The following is a 23,820-nucleotide window of genomic DNA, read 5'->3' as shown; positions in this document are numbered from 1 at the left end:
CTGACAGTTAAAGTAAGTGACCCCTCATGCACCCGCCAGAGCCCATCTACCCTTGCTACCTTCCGGTCCTGGGGGAGTTCAACAGGATGACGCCACATGAGGGGCCGTCGACAAGCTTACCCGAACTTGGGTTGGGGTTCGAATCGACTCGAAGGGCTGTGGATAAGGCTCGACGGCGGGTGGCTGGCCTTCTCATTTTGTCGGGGCTGGCTGGTAAACCTCGTACTGCAGGAGGGGTTCGTCGGAAAGGGTGTGGCTATGGTGCGGGATGGGTAGTGGGGAGTGGGCGGACCCCAAAGATGTGTCCGGCGAGATTCACTAGGACGTGCTCGCTGTGGTTCGTGTCCTGGCGGTCTCCGGATGGAGGCTGAGTTGAGAGTTGACGGCACTCCCAGGAATTCGACCCAGCGAGCCAAGATCCTTCTACGCGACGCACGTCGGTGCCCGGGTCAGCATGAATTGCTCAGAGGGCGGAGGTAGCTGTTGTCACTTGTCAACACTTTGGAATATTCTAAGACTATGAATACCGAGCGGCCCTTCGAAGTACGTCTCCGTTTGGGGGAACTTCCCGAGCCGGTTGAAGACCTACTCGTGGAACAGCTTGATGCGATCGTGTCTCGCTTCGCTGAAGTGCCCTATGTGACTGTCCTGCAGGATGCCGCAAGCGGCACGGAGGCCGCCCATCGGGTGGTTGACCAGGTTCGTCATCTCGGTGGAGAGGTTCAAGCCGTTGATCTCGACTATGTCACGAGGGGTGAGATTGCCGAGCGACTGGGAACGACGCGACAGGCCGTGGCTCACTGGGTTGCTGGCCAGCGGCAAGCGGCCTTTCCATTCCCTCGTCCGGCCATTCAGGCGGGAGTATCGCTTTGGTGCTGGTCGGACGTCGTCATCTGGGCAACAGTCTCGAGCCATGCCGTCAGCGAGGACGTTAGGCTGTTGTCCGCCGACGAGATCGCAATGATCAATGGAGAATTGGCAGCCGGGCGAATGCCCATCTTCGCCTGACCTGGCACCCATCACCGCCAGCCATTCACCGACCACGTCATGAAAGACGGCTCCTCGTAAGGGTGTGCCGCCCGCAGAGCCCGTACGACGCCGTCGAGCATGTCTTCCTCCACAACGCACTCAATCCGAGTTTCGGGCACCTGTTCCCCGATTCCCACCTCGCCCATGAAGGGGCGCGCCCCAGGCAGCGGCGTGAAGCGGCCAGTGCCTGGTGAAGTAAAGGCGCAGTGGGAGTAATCGCCGATTCGCCCGGCGCCTGCGTCGCCTATGGCCAGGAGGACTTCCTCGATATGCGTCTCAGGAACGTAGGCAACCAAGGCGTGGAGCTGATCCATAAGCACATCCTGTCAACAAACTTCGGCTACAAACAGGTCTCAACCATTGCAAAACGAGGGACCGCAGCGGACCATGGGTATGTACACCGATTGGGGCAATCTCAAGGTTGTGAGCTGCGGGGCCTGGGAGCGAGGGGCCGGACCCGGCAGCTCAACGGTGATACCGCAAGAATGGGCGCGTTGGGGGCGTCCATTTTTCCGTTAACGGGCTTATCTTCGAACCCTTCTACAGGCGGTGATTCGGCCCGATTACACGATGCCGAAATTCTCAGGTACAGTAGTATCTGCTTTCGAATCGGAAGCAAGGAGAATTCGCCTAGCGGCCTATGGCGCACGCCTGGAACGCGTGTTGGGTTAACGCCCTCGGGGGTTCAAATCCCCCATTCTCCGCGTTTGGCCCCAGTCCCCGGACTGGGGCCTTTTGCGTTCCCGGAAGCTAGTCGGCGTCAGCCTGCTGCTCGGCATCCTGCTGCTGTGTTGCCGCGACCCTCTCCAGCACTTCGCGGCAGGCTGCGGTTGCAGGGTGGATGCGGCCTGCGGTCCTGGTGGACGTGAAAACGGTTCGCTTCGGAAGGCCCGGGAGGTCCAGGAGTTGGACGGTGCGGGTTCTCCCCGTCCACACCAGGTCCGGCATGAGCGCCACGGCGTTTCCGGATTCAATGAGCCGGATCTGTGCTTGGAGGTCGGCCGTTTCGTAACGAACGTCGGGCTCGAAGCCCGCCGAACGGCACGCCTGCTCAGCCCAGTGCCTGGAGGCGGCCCCCCGGGGCTCCATGACCCACGGCATTGAGGCGGTGTCCGCAAGCGAAGAAACAGTTTCGCCGCCCAATCCCACCGGGGGAGTGGCCAGGCGGATAGCATCGCTGGTGAGGATCACACGGTCCAGGCCGCTGTGATGCGGGGCGGCGTGGCCTGGGTATTGCTCCGCCACCACGAGATCGAAGTCGCGCGCCCAGGTTTCGTAGAGTGCAGTCTCGGGCTCGCGCTGCGTCATCTCCACGCGGACCTCTGGATACTCCTGGCGCATGATGCTGAGGAAATCGGGCAGCAAAGCCAACGCGGCGGACTGGAAGACGGCGAGCCGGACAGTGCCTGTGACCATGGAGAGCGAGGCCGCGAGTTCGGTCTCCGCGCGCTCCAAGGTCTCCAAGAGAGCGGCCGTGTGGGCTACGAGGATCTCCGCTTGCGGAGTCAGCTGCACTCGCCGCCCGGCTTTGCGCAGCAGTTCCACGCCCGCTTCCTTCTCCAGCAACGTCAGCTGCTGGGACACCGATGAAGGGCTGTACTGCATTGCGTCGGCGACTTCGGCCAAGGTTCCGCGGATCTTCAATTCGTGCAGCAAACGCAGCCTGCGGACGTCCAGCAAGGCGGCCTCCAAAGGTTCGGGATGGGTAATGAATATTCGTCAGAAAAGATCGCTTTTCCTAACGTGATTGTAGATCCATACTGATGGAAACAAACAAACTTCTCCGCCTCAGAAGGAGCCCCCATGACCAGCACCCTCCCGGATGCCACCGCCCCGCGCACCCAGGATTCCGGACAGTTCGATGCTTTGGCTCAGGAAGCCATCGCCTTGGTCCGCCACTGGCTTACCGAAGCCAGCAAGATCCCCGTCGATGTGTCAGCGCAGCGCCTCGCGGGCGTCTTGAAGGACCCGAACGGCCTTGACTTCACTGTCGGATTCGTCGACGGCGTCATCCGCCCCGAGGACCTGTCGGTCGCCGGCCGCAAGCTCGCAGAGCTCGCTCCCAAGGTGCCCAAGTTCCTCCCGTGGTACATGCGCAGCGCTGTACGCGTAGGTGGCGTCATGGCTCCGATCGTCCCGCAGGTAGTCATCCCGATCGCCCGCCGCGTGCTCCGCGAAATGGTGGGCCACCTGATCGTGGACGCCACCGACGCCAAGCTCGGCCCGGCCATCGCCAAGATCCGCCAGGACGGTGTTCACCTGAACGTGAACCTCCTCGGTGAAGCAGTCCTGGGCGAACACGAAGCCCAGCGCCGCCTGGATGGAACGCTCAAGCTCCTTGCCCGCGATGACGTGGACTACGTTTCCATCAAGGAATCCTCCACCGTGGCACCGCACTCCCCGTGGGCCTTCGACGAAGCCGTCGACCACGTGGTGGAGAAGCTCACCCCGCTGTATCGCCTGGCTGCATCCTTCCCCAAGCCCAAGTTCATCAACCTGGACATGGAGGAATACAAGGACCTCAGCATGACCATCGCGGTATTCAAGCGCATCCTGGACATGCCCGAGTTCAAGAACCTCGAGGCCGGCATCGTCCTCCAGGCCTACCTCCCGGACGCCCTTGGTGCCATGCAGGAACTCCAGGAGTGGGCTGCGGCCCGCCGCGCCCAGGGTGGCGCTCCCATCAAGGTCCGCGTGGTCAAGGGAGCCAACCTCCCCATGGAGCAGGTTGAAGCTTCCCTGCACGACTGGCCGCTGGCTACCTGGGGCACCAAGCAGGACTCCGACACCAGCTACAAGAACGTCATCAACTACGCCCTCACCCCGGAACACATTGACGCCGTCCGCATCGGCGTCGCTGGCCACAACCTATTCGACGTCGCCTTCGCCTGGTTGCTCGCCAAGGAGCGGGGCGTCACTAAGGGTATTGAATTCGAGATGCTCCTGGGCATGGCTACCGGCCAGGCCACCGCAGTCCGCAAGGACGTCGGCAGCCTCCTGCTCTACACACCGGTGGTCCACCCGGGCGAGTTCGACGTCGCCATCGCCTACCTGATCCGCCGCCTCGAAGAGGGGGCCAGCCAGGAAAACTTCATGAGCGCAGTCTTCGAGCTGAGCGAGAATGAAGCCCTGTTCAAGCGCGAGCAAGAGCGCTTCCTGAATTCCCTGGCCCGCATGACGGACGAGGTTCCCGGCCCCAACCGCCAGCAGGACCGGCGCCTCCCCGCAGAGCCGGCACCGCTGGAGGGCTTCAGCAACACCCCGGACACGGACCCGGCACTCCCGGCCAACCGCGCCTGGGGCCGCGACATCCTCAAGCGCATCCCGGGTTCCACCGCCGGCAATAAGATCGTGGAGTCCACAAAGGTCTCGGACGCCGCCGAACTGGACCGCGTCATCGCCACGGCCGTGGACCACGGCAAGGCCTGGGGTGCCCGCCCGGCAGCCGAGCGCGCAGCCATCCTGCACCGCGCCGGCGACATCCTTGAGGCGCGCCGTGCGGAGCTTCTTGAGGTCATGGCTTCCGAAACCGGCAAGACCATCGACCAAGGCGACCCCGAGGTCAGCGAAGCAATCGACTTCGCGCACTACTACGCCGAGCGCGCCAAGGACCTGGAAACGGTCGACGGCGCCACGTTCGTCCCAGCCAACCTCACCGTGGTGACCCCGCCGTGGAACTTCCCGGTGGCGATCCCCGCAGGCTCGACGCTCGCAGCGCTTGCCTCAGGTTCCGCCGTCGTGATCAAGCCTGCAAAGCAGGCCCGCCGCTCCGGTTCCGTCATGGTGGATGCCCTCTGGGAAGCCGGCGTGCCCCGTGAAGTCCTGGCCCTCGTGCAGCTCGAAGAGCGCGAACTCGGCACCCAGCTGGTCTCGCACCCGAGCGTTGACCGGGTCATCCTCACTGGTGGCTACGAAACCGCTGAACTCTTCCGTTCCTTCCGCCAGGACCTGCCGCTGCTCGCGGAGACGTCCGGAAAGAACGCCATCATCGTCACCCCGAGCGCTGACCTGGACCTGGCTGCCAAGGACGTTGTGTACTCGGCATTCGGCCACGCAGGCCAGAAGTGCTCGGCTGCCTCGCTGGTGATCCTGGTGGGCTCGGTGGCCAAGAGCGCCCGCTTCCACAACCAGCTGATCGACGCCGCACGCTCGTTGACCGTCGGTTACCCGGAGGATGCCACCACGCAGATGGGGCCGATCATCGAGCCGGCCAACGGCAAGCTCCTGAACGCCCTCACCACCTTGGGCGACGGCGAGACGTGGGCCATCAAGCCCGAGCGCCTCGACGAAACAGGACGTTTGTGGTCCCCGGGCATCCGTTCGGGCGTCAAGCGTGGCTCCTACTTCCACCTCACCGAGTTCTTCGGTCCGGTCCTGGGTGTTATGACCGCAGAGACCCTCGAGGAAGCCATCGCCATCCAGAACGAGATCGAGTACGGCCTCACCGCCGGCCTCCACTCCCTGGACTCCGCTGAAATGGGCGTCTGGTTGGACACCATCCAGGCCGGAAACCTGTACGTCAACCGCGGCATCACCGGTGCGATAGTCCAGCGCCAGCCGTTCGGCGGATGGAAGAAGTCGGCAGTCGGCGCCGGAACCAAGGCCGGTGGACCGAACTACCTGATCGGCTTGGGTAGCTGGCTCCCCGCCGAGGCCAAGGCCAAGCGCGGCACGATGCTTCAGGGTGCTGCCGCGCAGATTCTCGCTGCTGCAAAGTCGGTGGACGTGTCCGCTGAGGAACTCCAAACCCTGCAGCAGTCACTCTTCAGTGACGCAGCAGCCTGGGAAGCCGAGTTCGGCACCCGCAAGGACGTCTCAGCCCTGTCCGCAGAGCGCAACGTCTTCCGCTACCGCTCCCTCCCTGTCACCATCCGCCTCTCCGAAGGCGAGCGGCTCGCTGAGCTGCTCCGCGTGGTGGCAGCCGGCGCAGTGGCGGGTTCGGCTCTCAAGGTGAGCTCCGCCGTCGTGCTTCCCGACGCCGTGGTGACTGTGTTTGCGAACCTGGGCGTCAGCGTCCGGATCGAGGACGACGCCGCGTGGCTGGCCCGTGCAGCAAAGTTCGACGCCGGCCGGATCCGCCTGATCGGTGGCGACTTCGCCGCGCTGAGCGCAGCCATGGGTGGTCGCCCGGACGTCGCGGTCTACCACGGTGCTGTGACCCAGGCCGGTCGGATCGAGATGCTGCCGTTCCTCCGCGAGCAGGCCGTGTCCATCACGGCGCACCGCTTCGGCACCCCGAACCACCTGTCGGATCACCTGATCTAGCCGTTGGATACGGAAGGCCGGGCAGGACGGATTCGCTCCGACCTGCCCGGCCTTCGTTGTTATCGGTCCACCAAGCCCATCAGGCGGCGTACCCCAGCCTCTGCAACCTTCGCCGGGCAGCCTGCTCGCTGGGTCCGTGGGAGCCCAAAGCAAACCGGACCATGCCCAGCACGGCCCGGGCAGCGGTGATGACGGGCAAGGGAATCGGACCAATCCCGGCACGGCGAATACCGAGCATCTCCCGGTACTTGGGCTCAAGACTTGCCACTGCGGCGGAAAACAGGATGGTGTACCCGGGCTTGAGAAGCGGGCTCAGGGGCGGGTAGCGGATGAACGACACCGTCTCGGCCAAGCGCTCATCAGCCCGGAGTATCCCGGAGGCGCACCACTGCTCAAGCTCATCACGGACCTGGGCCTCGGTCAGAGGAGGGTCCTCCACACCCATAAGCCGCCCTGCAGCTGCCCATTCGCGAACGTAGGCGTCGGGCCCGCCTGGGATGGGCCGGCCCCAGATGCGGTTGGCGGTAATGAAGGAGTCCGCGTAGGTGATGTGGACCCAGCGGAGGAGTTCGGGATCGTTGGCGGCGTACTCGCGGAGTATTCCGTTGCCGTCCACATAAGTACCCCGGACGCGCTCGTGGATCTTGCGCACGCGTGCGGTCGCTGCTTCGGCGGCCTCCGTGGAACCGTAGGTCACCGTGAAAATCCATCGGACCGTGTTAGCCAACCGTCCGAGAGGGTCTTTTTGGAAGCCTGAGTGCTCGTACACTCCGGCCAGCGCGCCGGGATGCAGGGCCTGCATCAGCAGTACCCTGATCCCGGCCACGATGGTGGCAACATGGCCGTGCACGGCCCAGACGGCCGATCCCGGCAGGTGATATCCGGCGTCGTTCCCTTCCGCGAGGCGCGGCACCCACTCTGGAGGCGTGCCCGACGTTCCTGTGAAGGTGCGCTGCAGTTCGTGCCTGTACTCCGTGAGGTAGTTCCTCATAGGTCCCATGAGACCTCGCAATTGCGCCCATGTACAGGGGAAAAACGCGGAGCTTAGGAGCGGACGCGCCGCCGAGACGGTGCTGCCGCAACCAGCAGGGCGGCGATGGCGACGGCGGCACTCAGGATGAGGCCCGGACGGTACTGTTCCAGCATGGCTTGGGCGCTGACAGTTCCGGCGGCCTGGCCGTGACCGCTGACCAATGCCGTGGTGACCGCCAAAACCAGGGCCGCCCCAACCTGGGTGCTCGTCTGGATCAAACCCGCAGCCAGCCCTTGCTCTGAATCCTTGATCCCGGCCGTCGCTTGGACGTTGATGGACGGGAAAGCCAGCGCGAAGCCGATGCCCAGCAGGACCACGGAGGGCAGGATATCCAGCACGTAGTTCGGCGTGGTGCCCACCCGGAGGAACAGGACATAGCCCAGGCCAAGGGCCGTTAGCCCGGTCAGAATCAGTTGAGTGGCCCCAAACTTCTCAATGAGACGGTCCGCGAACGGCGCGCTCGTAGCCACCAACAGACCTGCCGGCAGCAGGGCCAGCGCCATTCCCAGCGGCGTCCAGCCCAGCACGGACTGCAGGTACATGGTGACGATGAACTGGAAGCTGAGGTAGGAGCCGAACAGTCCAACGGCGCTGAGATTGGCTCGGGCTACCCAGCCCTCCTTGAGGATGCTGAAGCGGATCAGCGGATGCTTGACCCTGTTCTCTATCACCGCGAAGGCCGCCAGCACGGCGATGGACACTGCGAATCCGGCGATTGTTGCCACAGATCCCCAGCCCTGCTCAGGTGCCGAAACCAAGGTGTACACGAGTCCGAGCATCCCCAGCGCGAGAGTTACGGCGCCCCAAATATCGTGCCCGCTGTTCTCCGCCGACGGCTTGTCCTTCGGGATGAACTTCATGCCCAGGAAGACCACGACGACGGCGATGGGTACCGAGACCAGGAACGTCCAACGCCAGCTGAGGCTGGTCATCAGGCCGCCCACCACCAGGCCGAGCGAGAAGCCACTGGCGCCGAACGTGGTGAAGATGGACAGCGCCTTGTTGCGCTCGCGGCCTTCGGCGAAGTTGGTGGTGATGATGGAGAACCCGGTGGGTGCGGTGAAGGCAGCGGCAAGTCCCTTGATGAACCGGGTGGCGATCAGGATGGCGGGATCGTCCACCAGCCCGCCAAGGAGCGACGCTGCGGCGAATACGGTCAGCGCAATGAGGAAGATTCGACGCCGGCCCAACAGATCGGCGAGACGGCCACCGAGGAGCAGGAGGCTTCCGTAGCCCAGGACGTAGGCGGAAACGATCCACTGCAGGGAGTCGGTACCCAGGTTGAGTTCCTGTCCGATCGACGGCAAGGCAACGCCGACCATGGAGACGTCCAGCCCGTCCAAAGCCAGGACGGTGCACACAACCATGAGCAGCAGCCACTGGGCACGCGTCCAGTGAACGGCTGAAACCAAAGGCGGCTCAGTTGAGGTTTTGAGGGTGGTGGGTGATGTCATGGATTTGAATCTACATGACGCGTCATTCAATGACAAGGAATATGATGCGGAATATTATGACGTAGATTCTAACTTGGAAATGAACTAGAATCAGGGCATGGCAACGACGCGTGACCGTCAACTGGTTGAGCAGTGGCGCAGCATCCAAAACTCCTACTTCCGCACCGCAGGAGCGATTGACCGCGCCCTCGAAGCGAAGTTCGACATTGGCCTCAACGAGTTTGAAATCCTGGACCTCGTTGCCGAAAGCGAAGAGTCTGCGTGCCGGATGAAAGCCTTGGGGGAGCGGACCCCCATGACCCAGAGTGCTGTCTCAAAGGTGGTGGACCGGCTCGAAAAAGCAGGCTTGGTGTCCCGCGAAACCTGCGCAGATGATCGCCGTTCCCTCTTCCTGGAACTGACTGAGGCGGGCCGTGCGCTGCATGCCAATGCCGCCGTCGAACACCGTGCCCTGCTGAAGGAAAACCTGGGCTCTTAGCCCCCGAAACAAAGCTCAAGGTTCTTGAGCCAAAACTGAGCCAACCTTTCGGTAGATGGCACCCGGGAAGCCTTTCTTTCTCCCCTGATTCCCGCAACAATGGTGCTTGCACGCCAGGCTGGGGTTTGGTGCCGCTGGCTTTGGGGAGTGTTCTGTGGGCAAGCATCATGAATCAGACCGGGCAGTAGATTTGATCCGCGCCGTCGGCTTCCATCGCGTTCTCATCGCGGGATGCCTCGCCGTCCTGGCTTTCTTCGCCTTTGGCTTCCAACCCTTGAATGCTGTCTCCAGCAGCGCCGTTGGCGGAGCACTGGCGCAGGGGGTGGTGGAACCAACGGCTCTAGGCACCCTGGTGCCGCCGGAAGCCGAGACCTTGGTGATTGACTCCATGCCGGAGCCCCCCGAGCAAATACCCGGCACGCCCATGGTCTACTTCGACCGCGCTCTGGTAAGAACCGTCAGCAAGGACGGTTCCACAGGACTGACCGTTGCCTCCGCAGGGCTTTCGCGACCACCTGCAGGGAGCCTCTACTCACCGCTTGAGGTCCTCAACAAGAGCTCGTCTTACGGCTACCGCTACAGTCCCTTGACTGGCCTGGCCGGAGAATTCCACTGGGGCCAGGATTACGCAGCCGCCTGCGGTACACGGGTCTACGCCGCAGACGCCGGCGTAGTGCGGGCTGTCGGATGGCATGTGTGGGGCGGTGGCAACCGGGTTGAAATCGAGCATGGCAACGGCTTGGTCACCACGTACAACCACCTCCAGGCAATCGGCGTCACGCAAGGCCAATCGGTGCGGGTGGGCGAGGTTATCGCAGAGGTTGGGACCACGGGCTGGTCCACAGGATGCCACCTTCACTTCGAGACGATCGTCAACGGTCTCCATACTGACCCCGCGAACTGGACACTGCTGTCCATCCGGCAGACTGATCCGCTGCAGACCATCGCCATGGTGAACTACCAGCCGGGTGTGGGAAATGGCGCTTCCGGAACCCCGCAGTGGGCCGTTCCTGTTTCGGACGGAACCAACCGGGCCGTCATCGGTGGAGAGCACGAACACGACGAACCGCTTCCTGTTCCACCGCCGGCCCCGTCCGGCACTACTCCGCCGGCCACTTCGACGCCGGGCACCCCCGGCGGAACTCAAACCACGACGCCGACGCCCTCACCTTCCGTGACGGTTACACCGACGCCAACCCCGACGACCACTGCTACGCCGACGCCGACAGTTACGCCGACTCCGACGACCACTGCTACGCCGACGCCGACAGTTACGCCGACTCCGACGACCACTGCAACGCCGACTCCGACTCCGACTGGCACCTCCACGCCATCGCCGGCGACCAGTGCCCCGGAAACCAGCATCGTCCCGCCGACGCTGACGACGTCCCCGGTGGCACCGACCCTTCAATCGGCCATCGCCCCGCCGCCGGCAGTTGTTGAACCGGCTCCGCTCGCGCCCGCGGTTGTGGAGCCAGCTCCGGTAGCTCCCGCTCCGGCACCGGCCGTGGTTGAACCGGCTCCGGTTGTGCCGGCTCCAGCGCCCGTGATGGTGGAACCAGCGCCCGTTGTCGTGGCGCCAGCACCCGTAATTGTGGAACCAGCGCCAGTAGTTACCCAGGCCGTTCCACCGGCTCCTGCACCTCCGGTGGCGCCCGCACCTGCGCCCGTGGCTGTCCTTCCAACGGCGCTCCCAATGGTGGTGCTTCCGCCCGGATACATCCTGATAGCACCGGACCTGGTCCAGCGGCCGGATGGTGTGATCGTGCCGTTGTCCACGCTGATCCTCCCGGCACCCTAAGCCGGACACACGCTAAAGGCCCGTGAAACGCCGGATAACCCTGCATTTCGCGGCCCCAAGCCAGCTCCCGTAAGCTCGATGGCGGCAAACCCGCCAGACGACGTCGTCAGGAAGCGAATCCCATGTCCAGCCTTTACAGCATTCCCCTCACCTTCAACGATGGCACCGAAGCGGACTTCGGCCGGTTCGAGGGCAAAGCGGTGGTGGTGGTGAACGTCGCTTCTGAGTGTGGCTACACACGCCAGTACGCGGGCCTGGAAGAGCTGTACGGCAAGTACCGGAGCCAGGGCCTGGAGATCCTCGGAGTGCCCTGCAACCAGTTCGGCGGGCAGGAGCCTGGCGCAGACCACGAAATCGCAGAATTCTGCGAGCGCAACTTCGGAGTGTCCTTCCCGCTGACCAGCAAAGCCAACGTCCTTGGCAAGCAGCAGCATCCCCTGTTCGCGGAGCTGGCCCGGGACGAGGACGGGCAGCCGGCCAAGGTGAAATGGAACTTCGAGAAGTTCGTCATAAACCGCGGTGGCGAACTCGTGGCAAGGTTCCCATCCGCAGTGGAGCCTGACTCCGAAGACCTTGTGAAAGCAGTGGAAGAAGCGCTGGCGTAGAGCCACCAGTCCTGAAAGGAGGAAAGTAATTTTCCAACATTCCGCCGGAAATTAGCCAGTTGTTGGCTTGTTGTCTGGTTGGATTGGCCCTACTGGATTGATACGGGAGAAGCCGTCTCCCACCAAACGCTAAGGCGAAGCTATGGAGCTCATCGAGGCCGAATACCCCAAACCAGGTCATGTGCTTTTGCACCTGAGCGATCTTCACCTGGTGGGGGGTCCGGGCACGCTCCACGGCTCGGTGGACAGCGCAGCCAGGCTCCAGGAGATCTGCGAGCAAATCATCGCCTCCAGGATCAGGCCCGAGGCCATCATTTTCACGGGAGACCTCGCCGACAAAGGTGAGCTGGAAGCCTACAAGCAACTCCGCGAGATGATTGAACCTCTGTGCGCGTCACTGGGAGCCAAAGCCATCTGGGCCATGGGCAACCATGACAACCGGGCAAACTTCCGTTCCGCGTTCGCCGATGCCTCTGCGGCCAGCAAGCCGCAGGATCCCGTGGACCGCAGCTACTTTGTCAACGGACTCCGCATCATCACCCTGGACACCACGGTTCCCGGCCACCACTACGGCGAACTGTCAGAATCCCAGCTGGAGTGGCTGGCCTCTGAGCTGGCCACGCCAGCCCCGGACGGCACCATTCTTGCCCTGCATCACCCGCCCGTCCCATGCGTGCAGGACCTCGCCGTGATGGTGGAGCTGCGCGGCCAAGCCGCACTGGCCGCCGTCGTCCGTAACACAGACGTCCGCACCATCCTGGGCGGCCACCTGCACTACTCCACGACGGCGAGCTTCGCAGGCATCCCGGTATCGGTCGCCTCAGCTACCTGTTACACGCAGGACCTGGCGGTTCGCGCCGGCGGACAGCGCGGACGTGACGGGGCGCAGTCCTACAACATGATCCATGTCTACGAGCACACGATCGTGCACTCCGTGGTTCCGATGTCCGGTGGCGTCACCGTTGGCGAGCCCTTGGATGCAGCCGAGGTTCAGCGGCGCCTGGCGGCAGCCGGCATTCGGATTCCGCACGAGTCCCGGGTGGGAGCCCACACTTCGCCGGGCACGCACACCTCGTCGCTCCCGCTTGTTTCTCCCGGTGGCTTTACTTCTCCCAAGGCGCCTTGACGGGGAAGTACTTCTCCAGGAAGTCGGTCACCAGGTCGGCCCGTTCATTTGCCTCGACCTCGGGGAAGCTGCCGTCGTTCAGGCAGAAGAAGTCCATGTGGCGCTTGGCCAGGAGCTTAGGCAGGTAGTGCAGTCCGGCCCACATGGTGGAGTCCACATACCTGACTTTGGCACTGGTCTGCGTGACCGCGCGACCGGTAAGCAGGGCGTAGTAGTGGTAGAACGAGTTGGTCACCGAGATGTTGTCCGCGGCACGGAACCGACTTCCGGCGGTCTTTGCGAACTCGGCCGGGAATTCCTTCTCCATTTGGGCCACCACGCTGCGGCGTAGCGGCGCGGCCGTGTGCTCAAGGTGCCGGGTGGTGATCCGGCCGAAGCGCTCCCACAGCAGCTTGCGGTTCACGCGGGCTGCGTTCTCAAAGCCGCTGCGTTCGGCGTCATTCTCGCCCAGCCCAATGCGGGTGTCAGCTTCGATGAACTTGGTGATGCCACCGGGCGTGAAGAACATGTCAGGGCCCACGGGGCGGCCAAAGAACATGTCGTCATTGGAGTACAGGAAGTGCTCTGAGAGGCCCTTGATGTGGTGGAGCTGGCACTCCACGGCCTGCGAATTGTGGGTGGGCAGCACGGAGGGGTCTGCGAAGAACTCCTCGCTGCGCACAATGGTCACCGACGGGTGGTCGGCCAGCCATTCCGGTGCGGGGGAGTCGGTGGCGATGAAGATCCGCCGGATCCAGGGCGCGAACATGTGCACGGAGCGCAGTGCGTACTTCAGCTCGTTGATCTGCCGGAAGCGTGCCTCATGATCGTCGCCCTCGCCGAGGACAGCCTCGGACTGCTGGGCACGCCTCCTGGCGATGTATTCCGGGTCGCTGCCATCCACCCACGAGAAGACGATGTCGACATCAAAGTCGATGTCGCTGGCATGGTCAGCGAACATGTTCTCGATGGTGGGCCAGGACAGGCCGTGCCGTTGTACTGTGCCGCGCACCGCGTCCTGGCGAAGCATGGTGCGGCGGGTGAGGGAATTCTCCACGGGGAGTTCCAAGTGATCGCCCTCAAACCGCCACAGCTCAAGTTGCACGCCCAAGGCCGGGCCGTACCAGAGCCCGCCGCCGATCTCGACGCGCGGCCGGTACAAGCGGAAGATGCGGGCTTTTCTGTTAGCCGAGAGATCGCCGTCCGCCACCAACATGGAGGTCTTCTTTTTGGCGTCCACGGTCATGGAATAGAAGGGCTCATTCCGGAACGCCGTGACCAGCGCCTCCCGAACGTCCTTGCGTGACTCCCAGTCAACGGCGATAACGGGCCGCTCATCATTACCGCGCACCAGGATGAAATCGATACCAGCAGCGTCCAAGGCGGCCCTGACCGCCAGAAGATCGGACACCATGGCCTGTTGCGGAGTCAGGTCGCCGTTGACCAGGGCGTACCGCCCACGGTGACGGACGACGTCGGACCTGTGCCTAAGATGCGCGACGACGGCAGGCGAGATCGCCTCAGCAATCGTGTCCTCTTCGATGGACGGGCTGCCGTGGTAAATCGGATCGACCTGTGCTTGTGTGATGGCTGTATCTCCGGGATCGTTGCGGTGCAGGTTGCTCTAAGACGTTAAAACTATGGTGCGCTGGAACTTAGATCGAAAGGGCTTCGCGCCAGCTGCGGAGGAAAGCGCCGCCGGCGTCGTCGTGGATCACGTCATCCGCCAGTTCAAGGTCGGCTGCCGTCAATATGGTGTAGGGCTTCACCGGTACGCCGTCTGCGGGCCGGACGTCCACGTGCTTCACATCGTGATCGTTGTGGTGAAGCCAGTCTGCCATGGCGTAGTCCGTGCGGGAATCACCTACCGTGCGCCAGGAGAGCGGAGTAATGCCCTGGGCTGCCAGGAGTTCAACCGCGCGGCTGGCTCCGAGGTCCTTGCCCAGTCGGACCGATTCGATGTCCGTGGAGATGATGGTGGGGTCCAAACGGTAGTCCGCGGCGTCATCGGACTCAGGTGCGTGGTGGTCCAGGATGGCCGCGTTGAGGCCGTGGCGTCCCATGATGTCCAGGGCATCGGCGTCGAAGAGTTTCTGCTCGGCCAGGTAGTCAGCGCTGGCCACGTCCAGGTGCTGCTCCACCGAAACCATGGCGCGCTTGGTCTCGTCGAAGAACATGTGTGCTGAATAGTCTTCAGCAACGAGCCTGCGGATATCGTCGCCGTAGGCCTTGGGAACTGCGAGTTCGCGGTCCACATGGATGGGGCCGGGGCCTTCGGCTGTGTAGCTGAACCACACGGCGCCCTTCTCGCAAATAGCGTGAATGACAGTGTCCGCCGGCATGCCTGCGGCAATCATGGGTTCCATGACTTGCTCGCTGATGAACGCGTCAGAGCGGCCCGTGTTGAAGATGACGGGAATCCCGGCCGAAGCCAGGGCCACCATGTCCGCGATGATGTCATGCTTGACGTCCCGCGTTACAGGACTGGCGATAGGGCCGTCGACATCCAGCAGCAGCGCCAAAGCGGGCGTGGCGCGGGCAGCGGTCCGGTCAGTACCTTGCAGCGGTTGAGTCATGACCCCATTCTGTCAGTCCCGGCGGTTCCCATCACAGCTATGACGCGCGACGTCGGATAGTCACCTTTTGGCCACAAGGTGCCTGTGCTGCGGGTCACAAGTTCCGTTAGCGCGGCTTCTTCCATAGGCTTGCAGAGTGATCTTCAAAGCTGTGGGCGAGGGACGCCCGTACCCTGACCATGGATACTCTGCGCCGCGGGACTGGGCTGCCCTGCCCCCGCGTCCTATCCGCCTCGATGAACTCGTTACTACCAAACGGACCCTGGACTTGGAGGCACTGTTGGCTGAGGACTCAACCTTCTTCGGTGATTTGTTCCCGCACGTCGTCCAGTATCAAGGCGTTATGTACCTCGAGGACGGGCTTCACAGGGCGGTCCGCACGGCGCTCCATCAGCGGACGGCCATTCACGCACGCGTATTGGTGATCGATGGCTAGCAAGCGCAGGCGTCCCAAAGATGTGACGCAGCTCCACGGCCACCATGTAGTGACGGGCCCGGAGCTTCGGGCAACCTTTGTCGAGGACGCCCAGGCGCACAAAGGCCGCTTCCGGCGGCGGCTGTTCCATGGAATCGTCCTGGTGCTGCTGGTTGGCGTCATAGCGGCCGGAGCCGTTGGTGCGTGGGCGATCATGAACGGCGTGGTCAAGGTTCCCAGCTCAATCGCCAGCAAAGCGCCCACCAGCCTCTGTCCCACCACCACGTTTGACTACGTCCCCAACGAGACCGTGGCCCTCAACGTTTTCAATGCCACGTCCCGCGCCGGGCTGGCCAGCACAGTTGCTGACCAGTTCACGGCGCGTGGCTACAAGGTGGCCTCCGTCGACAACAGCGATACCGCTTACTCAGGCGTTGGAGTGGTGGTCTCCGGGGTCAAGGGCCAGGCAGCGGCGTTCAACGTCCAGCGGAATCTTGCCGGAACGGACTACTTCGAAGACAACCGTGAGGACGAGTCCGTGGATGTCATCCTGACGCCTGGTTTCGAAGGTTTGGTGGAGCCCCAATTGGTGGACCAGACTCCCGGCATGCTGCAGTGCCCGCGTGAGGACCTGCGCATTGCGGACAACTCCAAGTGGCCCATCATTCCCACGCTGCCCGCGGATCAGTAGCTAGCTGGCGAGGGCGTCGTGGGCCGGCGATTCCAAGCGCACTGGCTTGCCGGCCTCGTCGAAGCGGGCTCCCGCGCCCAACTGGATGAACCGCACTGTTTGTGCCGTGTGAAGCTCGACGCCGGAGGCTGGCGGCGGCGGGGGAGTCCCGCCGTCGGGCGTTCGGTTGCGTCGTGCGGCGCTGGCGGAAAGCGTTCCATGAATGAGCCGCGCCAACTGGGCGACGTCGGTGTCCGGAAGGTAGCCCTGCTCCACGCCGTCCTGGAGGATGTCCTGAAGCAGGACGTTCAGGTCGCCCACATGGTCTGCGAGCTTCGCGAAGGAACCGGGGGAGAGGACGGCGGCCATAGCGGGTCCTGGCGGCAAGTGGCGGCGGCTGAGATCCTCCACCTGGGCCCGGACATAGAGGGCGAGCCTGTCAACGGGGTTCTCCAGCGCAGCCAGTGAATCGCGGAGGTCCACGATGAAACGCTCGGTCTCGTCCAAGGCGTACGCAATGAGCAGTTGCTCCATATCCGCGTAATAGTTGTAGACCGCGGTGCGTCCCACGCCGGCGTGCCGGGCGACATCCGTCATGGTGAGTCCCGGGAGGCCGTGGGTGAAGAGGAGCTCTCCAAAAGCGGTCAGAATCCGACGTTGGGTCTCGGCGCGTTGGGCAGCATTCGTGGCGGCCGTGATCCTTGGCATATAGACACTTTACAGCGATCTGTCACTAAGAGCTGTGAGGCCTCAGCATCAGCTTGCTGCTGGTGCCCGGGCGGTGGTTTTGCGGAGGACCAGGTGCGGCGTTCGGACCACGCTGCCCGGTGACTTTGCCCCCTCGATCCGGTCCACGGCGCGGCCAACGGCGGCGGCGGCAAGGAGCGGAGCGTCCTGGCTGATGGAAGATAACTGGACGTAACTGAGCTTGGCGAAATGGCTGTCGTCATAGCCGAGTACCGATACATCTGCGGGAATGCTGATTCCGGCGGCCCTGAAGCTCTCCATGATGCCGAGGGCCGACCTGTCGTTGAAGGCGATGACAGCCGTGGGCAGATGAGCCTGAAGGATCTGCCCAGCTCCCATGCCATCCTCTTCTCCAGGGCCACCAGGGACAACCACGGGTCGGAGCCCGCGCCGGATCATTTCCGTGCGGTATGTCTCCCGGCGTCTGTCCGAAGAGACGGCAGCGCCGCCGTCGACGTGGACGATCCGGCTATGACCGAGACCAACCAGATGGTCAACGGCTATCGCGATGCCTGCGTGATCGTCACTGCTGACCGAATCCACGAGGTCGCCCACGTTGTCGCGAAGGAGGCTCACCACCGGCACTTGGCGGGCGTGTAGTGCGAGGTCCTCCACGTTGAGGGTGGGCGCGATGATGATCAATGCCTCGGCGCCGACATCCAGCAAGGTTTCAATGGCGCGCGCCTCGGGCCTGCCGCTGGCCACCGCGCTCAGGGCTATTTCATAGCCCCTGGCGGAGGCTTCAGCGTAGGCGGCATCCACAATTTCCGCGTGAAAGGGCTGTGAGCTGGAAAAGATGAGGCCCAGGAGCTTGGTCCTGCTGCTCCGCAGCAGCCTCGCCCGGGAGTCTGCCCGATATCCGAGTTGGCGGGCCGCCTCCAATACTCTTTGCCGCGTCGATTCCGCCGCGCCTGGTGCACCCCGCATCACGATGGAAACCAAGGCACGGGAGACGCCGGCAGCCTCGGCTACGTCCATCAAAGTAGGGCGGCGCTGCAATTCCGACATATTTCCTCCTGGGTGCAAACAGTCTATAGAACGATCTAGACGTCGGGCGAATGACATGTCAGTATGGTGCGACTAGAACGATCTAGAAGACTATTTCAGGAGCTACCATGGGTTACCTTCAGCATCCGGTCACCGAGGACCGGCCCGTTCGTATCGGACTGATCGGAGCGGGATGGATCGGAACCTTCCACGCTGAGTCCGTTGCGCACCGCATCCCCAATGCCCGGCTTGAAGCAATCGCGGATCCTGCCCTTCCGGCCCTCGAGGAACTCGCCGGCCGCCTGGGCGTTGCCAAGATCAGTAGTGACCCGGCAGATGTGCTGAACGATCCTGATGTGGACGCTGTTCTTATCGCTGCGCCGGCGCGCTTTCATGCCGGGTTGATCGCCGCGGCTGCGCGGGCGGGTAAGCACGCATTCTGCGAAAAGCCCGGCGGCCGTACCGTGGAAGAACTCGATGACGCACTGGACGCAGCAGAGGCTGCGGGTGTGATGGTCCAGTTCGGTTTCAACCGCCGCTACTCAAGCGACTTCGCCGCCGCCCGCAGGCTCATTGATGACGGTGCCATAGGAACCCCGCAGTTGCTGCGGTCCTTGACCCGCGATCCCGGCAACCCGGACGGGATTGCCGACCCGGAGCGGATTCCGCCGGGCACCATCTTCCTGGAGACTCTTATTCACGACTTCGACACCTTGAACTGGCTGAACCCGGGGGCTGTCCCTGTTCGCGTTCATGCCGTGGCTGACGCGCTGGTAGCGCCTGAAGCAAAAGAGGGTGGCCTGTTGGATACCGCTGTAGTCACTGTGACCTACAGCAACGGAGCCATTGCTGTAGCTGAGGCCAACTTCAACGCACTCTACGGCTATGACGTGCGGGGAGAAGTTTTTGGCTCTGCCGGGATGGTGACAGCGGGAGGCCCGCAGGCCAGCACGGCCATGAGTTACACCGCTGCCGGCATCAATGCGTCCACCGTCCGCCTGAACGTGGACCTCTTTCACGATGCGTATACGGCTGAACTCGTCCACTTTGTGGACTCCGTGAAAGCTGACCGTGACGGTGTCCAAGCTCCCGCCGCCCAAGCTGCCGGTGGAACCGACGCACGGAACGCCTTGGCCGTGGCCCTGGCCGCCTCCCGTTCAGCCCAAACCGGGCTGCCGGTTGACGTGGCAACAATTGCCGAATTGCGTCCAGCGGAACCCGCACTGCACACCGTAGGTGATGAAGCATGAGCTTCCGCTTGGCTGCCTGCGCTGAAATGCTCTACGGCGAATTGCCTTTGACGGAGCGCGTAAAGAGGATTCATGAGCAAGGCTTTGAGGTGGAGTTGTGGGACACCCGGGGCCGGGACATCGCGGCCCTGGCAGCAACTGGTGCCCGGTTCTCGTCTATGAGCGGTTATTTTGGCGGTAGCCTCACTGATCCCGCCAGCGCCAACGAGGTGCTGGCATCGGCGGAGAAACTGATTCCTGTCGCGCTTGAACTTGGTATCGAGCGTATGGTGGTCCACCCTGCAGAGCTCGGGGAAGGCGGCCGGGCCGTCCGCCCCGTTCACCGATCTACCGGCGAGATGTGGCTGACCGGTGCGCGCACGCTCGAACGCCTGGCGGCTTTGGGCGAGAAGCACGGAGTGGTCTTCGCGTTGGAGAACTTGAACACTGTGCTGGACCACCCCGGCATCCCCTTGGCACGCGCAAAAGACACGCTGGCGCTGGTCTCGGGGGTTAACCACCCCAACGTCAGGATGATGCTGGACCTCTATCACGCCCAAATTGGTGAGGGCAACCTGATCGAACTCATCCGTGCCGCGTTGCCCTGGATAGGAGAAATACAAGTGGCCGACGTCCCCGGCCGGTGCGAACCTGGCACGGGGGAAATCAACTATCACGTCATCGCCAGTGCTCTTGGAACGGCCGGATACGACGGGGTTGTCGGTCTCGAAGCGCAGGCCGCCGGAGGAGCCGGCCTGGAAGCAGGAGACACCGCACTGGCGGCTTTCCGTGCGGCCTTTGAAAGCTAGCCAAGAGCGGTCGGCGCGCTTGCCATGGGCGATAGTGCACTGCGTCAAAGGGCAAAATCTCGCGTAGCATCAAGGAAAACCGGTCAACAGCAGCGCCGGCCAACAGCAGCTAGGGGGCGTCTTGCGCGCAACGGTCAAGGACGTAGCGCGCCGTGCAGGGGTCTCGCCTAAAACGGTCTCGAACGTGATGAACGGGATCGTGCCCGTGAGCGGCCCCACGCGGCTCAGGGTTGAGCAGGCGATGGCGGAACTGGATTATGTCCCCAATCTCTCGGCGCGCGGACTGCGCAATGGCCGTTCGGGTGTTATTGGACTGGCGCTGCCGGATCTGGCGACTCCCTTTTCTGCGGAGATTGCCCAAAGCATTGTAGAAGTTGCCCACGAGCAAGGTTTCAGCGTGCAGATCGAGGAAACCGGCTCCGACCCGCACCGTGAGCATGAGTTGATGACGCGGGCGCGGGCTAACCTCATCGACGGGCTGATTCTCAACCCCGTGGTGCTCAAGGAGAGTGCCGTGCAGGTAGGCGTCGCACTGCCACCGGTTGTTCTCCTGGGCGAAGTGACACAGCAGCTGGCCGACCGCGTCTTTGTGGACAGCTTCGCTGCGGCGCGGGACATGACCCTCGCTTTGGCCAGGCCCGGACGCCGGCGCATCGCAGTTCTGGGTGTGAATCGCGGAAGGCAATCCGCTACGGCGATCCAGCGGGCGGGCGGCTATGAGGCTGCACTCCAGATGCTGGGAATTGCCAAGGATGAGTCGTTGCTGATTTCCTGCGACAGCTGGACGCCTGCTTCAGCGGCTGAAGCGCTGGCTGAGTATCTGGACACAAATCCCTTGCCCGAGGCGCTGTTCTGTTTTACGGACTCCATGGCAATCGGTGCCCTGAATACCTTGTGGAAGAGGGGGTTACACGTTCCGGATGACATCGCGGTAGCCGGTTTCGACGACGTGATCGACGGACGATTTGCGGTACCTTCCCTGACTACCGTGTCCTTCGACAAACGGGCAATTGCCACGGAGGCCTTGCGCCTGTTGACCGAACGTATGTCCGACAGGTCCCACGGGCAACGCTTGGTTGAAATCGACTACGCCATCGTGGAGCGGGACAGCAGCAGAGGCTGAAAGCAGCACTGGGGACTCAATCGAGAGCTTGGAAATATAATTGTGCGCGCTAACAATTTCTCTTGCCCTCCCTATTACAACGATGTAATGTGAGACACGCGTCACCCCAGGGCCAACCTTTACCCAAGCGTGGAGATGCACCGGAACCGGACTTTGCAGTAAAGCAGTGACCTTTCAGCGGACCCATCCAAAGGAGTGACGGGTGAAGCAGTTTGAATCTTTGACCGGGAAACAGTTGTCCCGGAGACAGTTATTGACAGGATCGGCCCTTCTTGGCGGAGGCCTGCTGGCCACCGGCCTCACGGGCTGCGGAGGTGCGGCCCAGGCCGCTGCAGTCCAGGACATCGGGTTCTGGCACCTGCTTTCCGGCGGTGATGGCATCAAGATGCAGGCCATGATCAATAGCGCCAACCAAGCCAATCCCGGTTTCAAGGTGCACCCCACAGTGCTTGCCTGGGGTCCGCCGTATTACACCAAACTGGCCATGGCCTCGGCCGGAGGCCGCCCTCCCGAGGTGGCCATCATGCATGCCAGCCGGGTTCCCGGATATGCACCGGGCGGACTCATTGAGCCGTGGGACCTGGACCTGCTTGCGGAGAACGGTGTCAGCGCCTCCGATTTCGCCCCCAGGATCTGGGAGAAAAGCCAACACAACGGCAAGGTTTTCTCCATCGCCCTGGATTCGCACCCGTTCGTCATGTTTTACAACACGGATATCGCAGGCAAGGCCGGAGTGCTGGGCAGCAACGGCCAGCTACAGGAAGTGACCTCGCCCCAGGAATTCAAGGCGATGGCCCTGGAAATGCAGAAGGTCACCAAGGCCCACGGCCTGTCCTTCGGCTATCTCGGCAGTGGTTCGCAAATGTGGCGCCTGTTCTACACCCTCTACAAGCAACACGGCGCGGACATGGAACTGACACCAGGGCATCCCATGAAGGTGGACCGGGACGCGGCCATCGAATCGCTGGAGTTCATGGCATCCCTCTTTGACGACACCATCGCAGCCCAAGCCGGAGACATCAGCACGGGCATCGCGGAATTTGCCCGCGGGGGCTCAGGGATGCTGTTCAGCGGCGTGTGGGAACTGCCCACCATGAAGAAGGCCGGAATACCCGTAGATGCGGCCACTATTCCTACGCTGTACGGAACACCGGCCTCTTACGCAGACTCGCACTCGTTCGTCCTCCCACGGCAACTGAAGTTGAATGAGGACAAGCGCCGGGACGTCTACAAGTTCGTCACCGATGTCCTCAAGGGATCCCTGTCCTGGGCAGAAGCCGGACATATTCCTGGCTTCCAGCCCGTGGTCCAATCACAGGCCTACCGCGAACTCACGCCCCAGATTCACTACGCCAACGCGGCGGACATCATTGCCTACGATCCCGAGTCCTGGTTCAGCGGTTCCGGCTCGGACTGGCAGACCTACTTCGCGGAGACCGTGCAGAACGTCCTTTTGGGAAGGGACAAGGCATCCGCGGGATGGGCTGCCTTCGAGCAACGCACCAACACTCTCCTCTCCCGTCCCAACCCCGTCTAACCGGCCCACCCACCGAGCGACCAAAGGAGTTCTTGAATGAGTACCTCTACGCTGTCCCGGCCGAGGCCGGAGAGTCTGCGCAAACCCGGGAGCCGCACCCGAAGCAACCTGAGCGGCTGGGGATTTGCCACCCCGTTCCTTGTCTTCTTCCTCGTTTTCCTCGTCTGGCCCATTCTCTACGGCTTCTACATGAGCCTTACGGGCAAGTCCCTTACCGGCGCCAATGACGATCTGATTGGCTTCGCGAACTATGCCGAAGCCTTGGCCGACGCCGATATGTGGCGATCCTTGGGCAACACCCTCTACTTCACGGTGATCAGCACCGTCCCGTTGGTCCTCGTTGCCTTGGTCATGGCCGCCCTGCTCAACATCGGGCTTCCAGCCCAGTGGCTGTGGCGGCTCTCCTACTTTGCGCCCTACCTGCTGGCCTCCACAGTGGTTTCGCTGTTCTTCACCTGGATGTACAACCCGCAGCTTGGCCTCATCAACGAGTTCCTGACAGGCATCGGCCTCCCACGCGTTGCCTGGCTTAATGACCCCAACGTGGCCATGTGGGCCATTGTCATCGCCACTCTCTGGTGGACCGTGGGCTTCAACTTCCTGCTCTATCTGGCCGCGATGCAGAACATACCCGCGCAGCATTATGAGGCAGCTTCGCTGGACGGTGCGGGGGCGTGGCGCCAGTTCTTCTCCATCACGCTTCCGCAGCTGACACCCACCACTGTGATGATCGTGCTGCTCCAGATCCTGGCATCGCTGAAGATCTTCGATCAGGTGTACCAGATGACCGCCGGCGGACCCGGAGGATCCACCCGGCCCGTGGTGCAGTACATCTTCGAAACCGGCTTCACCGGATACCGGCTGGGTTACTCGGCAGCCATCTCCTACATCTTCTTCGGACTGATCGTGGTCATCTCGATCATGCAGTTCGTCATCACCCGCCGCAGGAGTGCATAA

Annotated in this window: 21 protein-coding genes, 1 tRNA gene and 1 other RNA gene; 14 read left to right on the top strand and 9 right to left on the bottom strand. The window is 62.9% G+C overall.

All coding sequences use genetic code 11. The features are described 5' to 3' along the window. Positions 1-12: 12 nt before the first annotated feature. Positions 13-109, bottom strand: an RNA gene (gene ffs / locus AC6CH8_RS17190) — signal recognition particle sRNA small type. 410 nt (positions 110-519) lie between these two features. Between ffs and AC6CH8_RS17185 the strand changes: the two genes are divergently transcribed. After that, positions 520-1,008 (top strand): hypothetical protein, encoded by a 489-nt coding sequence (locus AC6CH8_RS17185; protein ID WP_498191612.1) that lies wholly within the window; start codon positions 520-522, stop codon positions 1,006-1,008. An 11-nt stretch (positions 1,009-1,019) separates the two neighbouring features. Here the strand turns inward: AC6CH8_RS17185 and AC6CH8_RS17180 are convergent, their stop codons facing one another. Beyond that, complete coding sequence (locus AC6CH8_RS17180; RefSeq protein ID WP_498191611.1) at positions 1,020-1,343, bottom strand: hypothetical protein; 324 nt, start codon at positions 1,341-1,343, stop codon at positions 1,020-1,022. Positions 1,344-1,648: 305 nt separating this feature from the next. Between AC6CH8_RS17180 and AC6CH8_RS17175 the strand changes: the two genes are divergently transcribed. Beyond that, positions 1,649-1,733: transfer RNA gene (locus AC6CH8_RS17175), tRNA-Ser, on the top strand. Between the two features lie 46 nt (positions 1,734-1,779). Here the strand turns inward: AC6CH8_RS17175 and AC6CH8_RS17170 are convergent. Then, complete coding sequence (locus tag AC6CH8_RS17170) at positions 1,780-2,709, bottom strand: LysR family transcriptional regulator (RefSeq protein WP_091467496.1); 930 nt, start codon at positions 2,707-2,709, stop codon at positions 1,780-1,782. Positions 2,710-2,832: 123 nt separating this feature from the next. On the opposite strand from AC6CH8_RS17170, the gene AC6CH8_RS17165 reads away from it, so the two are divergent. Further along, complete coding sequence (locus AC6CH8_RS17165; RefSeq protein ID WP_498191610.1) at positions 2,833-6,294, top strand: bifunctional proline dehydrogenase/L-glutamate gamma-semialdehyde dehydrogenase; 3,462 nt, start codon at positions 2,833-2,835, stop codon at positions 6,292-6,294. A 79-nt stretch (positions 6,295-6,373) separates the two neighbouring features. On the opposite strand, the gene AC6CH8_RS17160 is transcribed toward AC6CH8_RS17165, so the two are convergent. After that, entirely contained in the window at positions 6,374-7,294 is a 921-nt protein-coding gene (locus tag AC6CH8_RS17160) for an oxygenase MpaB family protein (RefSeq protein WP_498191609.1), read from the bottom strand. Positions 7,295-7,338: 44 nt separating this feature from the next. Beyond that, a complete protein-coding gene (locus AC6CH8_RS17155) occupies positions 7,339-8,781 on the bottom strand; it encodes an MFS transporter (protein ID WP_091465205.1) in 1,443 nt (480 codons plus the stop codon). A 97-nt stretch (positions 8,782-8,878) separates the two neighbouring features. Here AC6CH8_RS17155 and AC6CH8_RS17150 point away from each other — a divergent pair, with 97 nt between their 5' ends. The 4 genes from AC6CH8_RS17150 (at position 8,879) to AC6CH8_RS17135 (ending at position 12,791) form a co-directional block, all read left to right on the top strand. After that, complete coding sequence (locus AC6CH8_RS17150; RefSeq protein WP_091465207.1) at positions 8,879-9,259, top strand: MarR family winged helix-turn-helix transcriptional regulator; 381 nt, start codon at positions 8,879-8,881, stop codon at positions 9,257-9,259. A gap of 154 nt (positions 9,260-9,413) precedes the next feature. Beyond that, complete coding sequence (locus AC6CH8_RS17145; RefSeq protein ID WP_498191608.1) at positions 9,414-11,060, top strand: M23 family metallopeptidase; 1,647 nt, start codon at positions 9,414-9,416, stop codon at positions 11,058-11,060. A 122-nt stretch (positions 11,061-11,182) separates the two neighbouring features. Further along, positions 11,183-11,665, top strand: coding sequence for a glutathione peroxidase (locus AC6CH8_RS17140; protein ID WP_091465210.1), 483 nt, complete (start codon positions 11,183-11,185; stop codon positions 11,663-11,665). A 142-nt stretch (positions 11,666-11,807) separates the two neighbouring features. Beyond that, positions 11,808-12,791 (top strand): phosphodiesterase, encoded by a 984-nt coding sequence (locus AC6CH8_RS17135; protein WP_091465212.1) that lies wholly within the window; start codon positions 11,808-11,810, stop codon positions 12,789-12,791. Here AC6CH8_RS17135 and AC6CH8_RS17130 read toward each other — a convergent pair. Together AC6CH8_RS17130 and AC6CH8_RS17125 are read right to left on the bottom strand one after the other, a co-directional pair. Then, a complete protein-coding gene (locus AC6CH8_RS17130; protein WP_476113857.1) occupies positions 12,769-14,358 on the bottom strand; it encodes a stealth family protein in 1,590 nt (529 codons plus the stop codon). The two genes, AC6CH8_RS17135 and AC6CH8_RS17130, sit on opposite strands and share 23 nt — an antisense overlap. 67 nt (positions 14,359-14,425) lie before the next feature. After that, positions 14,426-15,346 (bottom strand): Cof-type HAD-IIB family hydrolase, encoded by a 921-nt coding sequence (locus AC6CH8_RS17125; RefSeq protein WP_420180074.1) that lies wholly within the window; start codon positions 15,344-15,346, stop codon positions 14,426-14,428. Positions 15,347-15,482: 136 nt separating this feature from the next. On the opposite strand from AC6CH8_RS17125, the gene AC6CH8_RS17120 reads away from it, so the two are divergent. Beyond that, positions 15,483-15,782 carry a type II toxin-antitoxin system VapB family antitoxin gene (locus tag AC6CH8_RS17120; protein WP_011773432.1) on the top strand — a complete coding sequence of 100 codons (300 nt, stop codon included), beginning with the start codon at positions 15,483-15,485 and terminating at the stop codon, positions 15,780-15,782. A gap of 22 nt (positions 15,783-15,804) precedes the next feature. Beyond that, positions 15,805-16,452, top strand: a complete 648-nt coding sequence (locus AC6CH8_RS17115; protein ID WP_498191607.1) for a LytR C-terminal domain-containing protein — start codon at positions 15,805-15,807, stop codon at positions 16,450-16,452. On the opposite strand, the gene AC6CH8_RS17110 is transcribed toward AC6CH8_RS17115, so the two are convergent. Then, positions 16,453-17,139 (bottom strand): TetR/AcrR family transcriptional regulator, encoded by a 687-nt coding sequence (locus tag AC6CH8_RS17110; protein WP_420180077.1) that lies wholly within the window; start codon positions 17,137-17,139, stop codon positions 16,453-16,455. A gap of 48 nt (positions 17,140-17,187) precedes the next feature. Next, positions 17,188-18,186: a LacI family DNA-binding transcriptional regulator gene (locus AC6CH8_RS17105; protein ID WP_498191606.1), complete on the bottom strand. Its 999-nt coding sequence runs from the start codon at positions 18,184-18,186 to the stop codon at positions 17,188-17,190. A gap of 107 nt (positions 18,187-18,293) precedes the next feature. Here AC6CH8_RS17105 and AC6CH8_RS17100 point away from each other — a divergent pair, with 107 nt between their 5' ends. The 5 genes from AC6CH8_RS17100 to AC6CH8_RS17080 all read left to right on the top strand — a co-directional run bounded on the left by AC6CH8_RS17100 (position 18,294) and on the right by AC6CH8_RS17080 (position 23,820). After that, complete coding sequence (locus AC6CH8_RS17100) at positions 18,294-19,415, top strand: Gfo/Idh/MocA family oxidoreductase (RefSeq protein ID WP_498191605.1); 1,122 nt, start codon at positions 18,294-18,296, stop codon at positions 19,413-19,415. Then, entirely contained in the window at positions 19,412-20,203 is a 792-nt protein-coding gene (locus tag AC6CH8_RS17095; protein WP_498191604.1) for a TIM barrel protein, read from the top strand. The genes AC6CH8_RS17100 and AC6CH8_RS17095 overlap by 4 nt, the downstream gene beginning before the upstream one ends. 121 nt (positions 20,204-20,324) lie before the next feature. Continuing rightward, positions 20,325-21,326 (top strand): LacI family DNA-binding transcriptional regulator, encoded by a 1,002-nt coding sequence (locus tag AC6CH8_RS17090; protein ID WP_498191603.1) that lies wholly within the window; start codon positions 20,325-20,327, stop codon positions 21,324-21,326. Between the two features lie 202 nt (positions 21,327-21,528). Then, positions 21,529-22,863 (top strand): extracellular solute-binding protein, encoded by a 1,335-nt coding sequence (locus tag AC6CH8_RS17085; protein ID WP_498191602.1) that lies wholly within the window; start codon positions 21,529-21,531, stop codon positions 22,861-22,863. A gap of 36 nt (positions 22,864-22,899) precedes the next feature. Further along, complete coding sequence (locus tag AC6CH8_RS17080) at positions 22,900-23,820, top strand: carbohydrate ABC transporter permease (RefSeq protein ID WP_091465228.1); 921 nt, start codon at positions 22,900-22,902, stop codon at positions 23,818-23,820.

It is taken from the genome of Paenarthrobacter sp. GQ52 (assembly GCF_059759005.1).
Note: the sequence above shows the minus strand (reverse complement) of the source record. Positions and strands in the feature narration are given on the sequence as shown.

Coding starts and splice junctions, on each gene's coding strand:
- AC6CH8_RS17185 (WP_498191612.1), top strand. CDS start 520: ATGAATACCGAGCGGCCCTTCGAAGTACGTCTCCGTTTGGGGGAACTT.
- AC6CH8_RS17180 (WP_498191611.1), bottom strand. CDS start 1,343: ATGGATCAGCTCCACGCCTTGGTTGCCTACGTTCCTGAGACGCATATC.
- AC6CH8_RS17165 (WP_498191610.1), top strand. CDS start 2,833: ATGACCAGCACCCTCCCGGATGCCACCGCCCCGCGCACCCAGGATTCC.
- AC6CH8_RS17160 (WP_498191609.1), bottom strand. CDS start 7,294: ATGGGACCTATGAGGAACTACCTCACGGAGTACAGGCACGAACTGCAG.
- AC6CH8_RS17155 (WP_091465205.1), bottom strand. CDS start 8,781: ATGACATCACCCACCACCCTCAAAACCTCAACTGAGCCGCCTTTGGTT.
- AC6CH8_RS17150 (WP_091465207.1), top strand. CDS start 8,879: ATGGCAACGACGCGTGACCGTCAACTGGTTGAGCAGTGGCGCAGCATC.
- AC6CH8_RS17140 (WP_091465210.1), top strand. CDS start 11,183: ATGTCCAGCCTTTACAGCATTCCCCTCACCTTCAACGATGGCACCGAA.
- AC6CH8_RS17135 (WP_091465212.1), top strand. CDS start 11,808: ATGGAGCTCATCGAGGCCGAATACCCCAAACCAGGTCATGTGCTTTTG.
- AC6CH8_RS17125 (WP_420180074.1), bottom strand. CDS start 15,346: ATGACTCAACCGCTGCAAGGTACTGACCGGACCGCTGCCCGCGCCACG.
- AC6CH8_RS17110 (WP_420180077.1), bottom strand. CDS start 17,139: ATGCCAAGGATCACGGCCGCCACGAATGCTGCCCAACGCGCCGAGACC.
- AC6CH8_RS17105 (WP_498191606.1), bottom strand. CDS start 18,186: ATGTCGGAATTGCAGCGCCGCCCTACTTTGATGGACGTAGCCGAGGCT.
- AC6CH8_RS17100 (WP_498191605.1), top strand. CDS start 18,294: ATGGGTTACCTTCAGCATCCGGTCACCGAGGACCGGCCCGTTCGTATC.
- AC6CH8_RS17095 (WP_498191604.1), top strand. CDS start 19,412: ATGAGCTTCCGCTTGGCTGCCTGCGCTGAAATGCTCTACGGCGAATTG.
- AC6CH8_RS17080 (WP_091465228.1), top strand. CDS start 22,900: ATGAGTACCTCTACGCTGTCCCGGCCGAGGCCGGAGAGTCTGCGCAAA.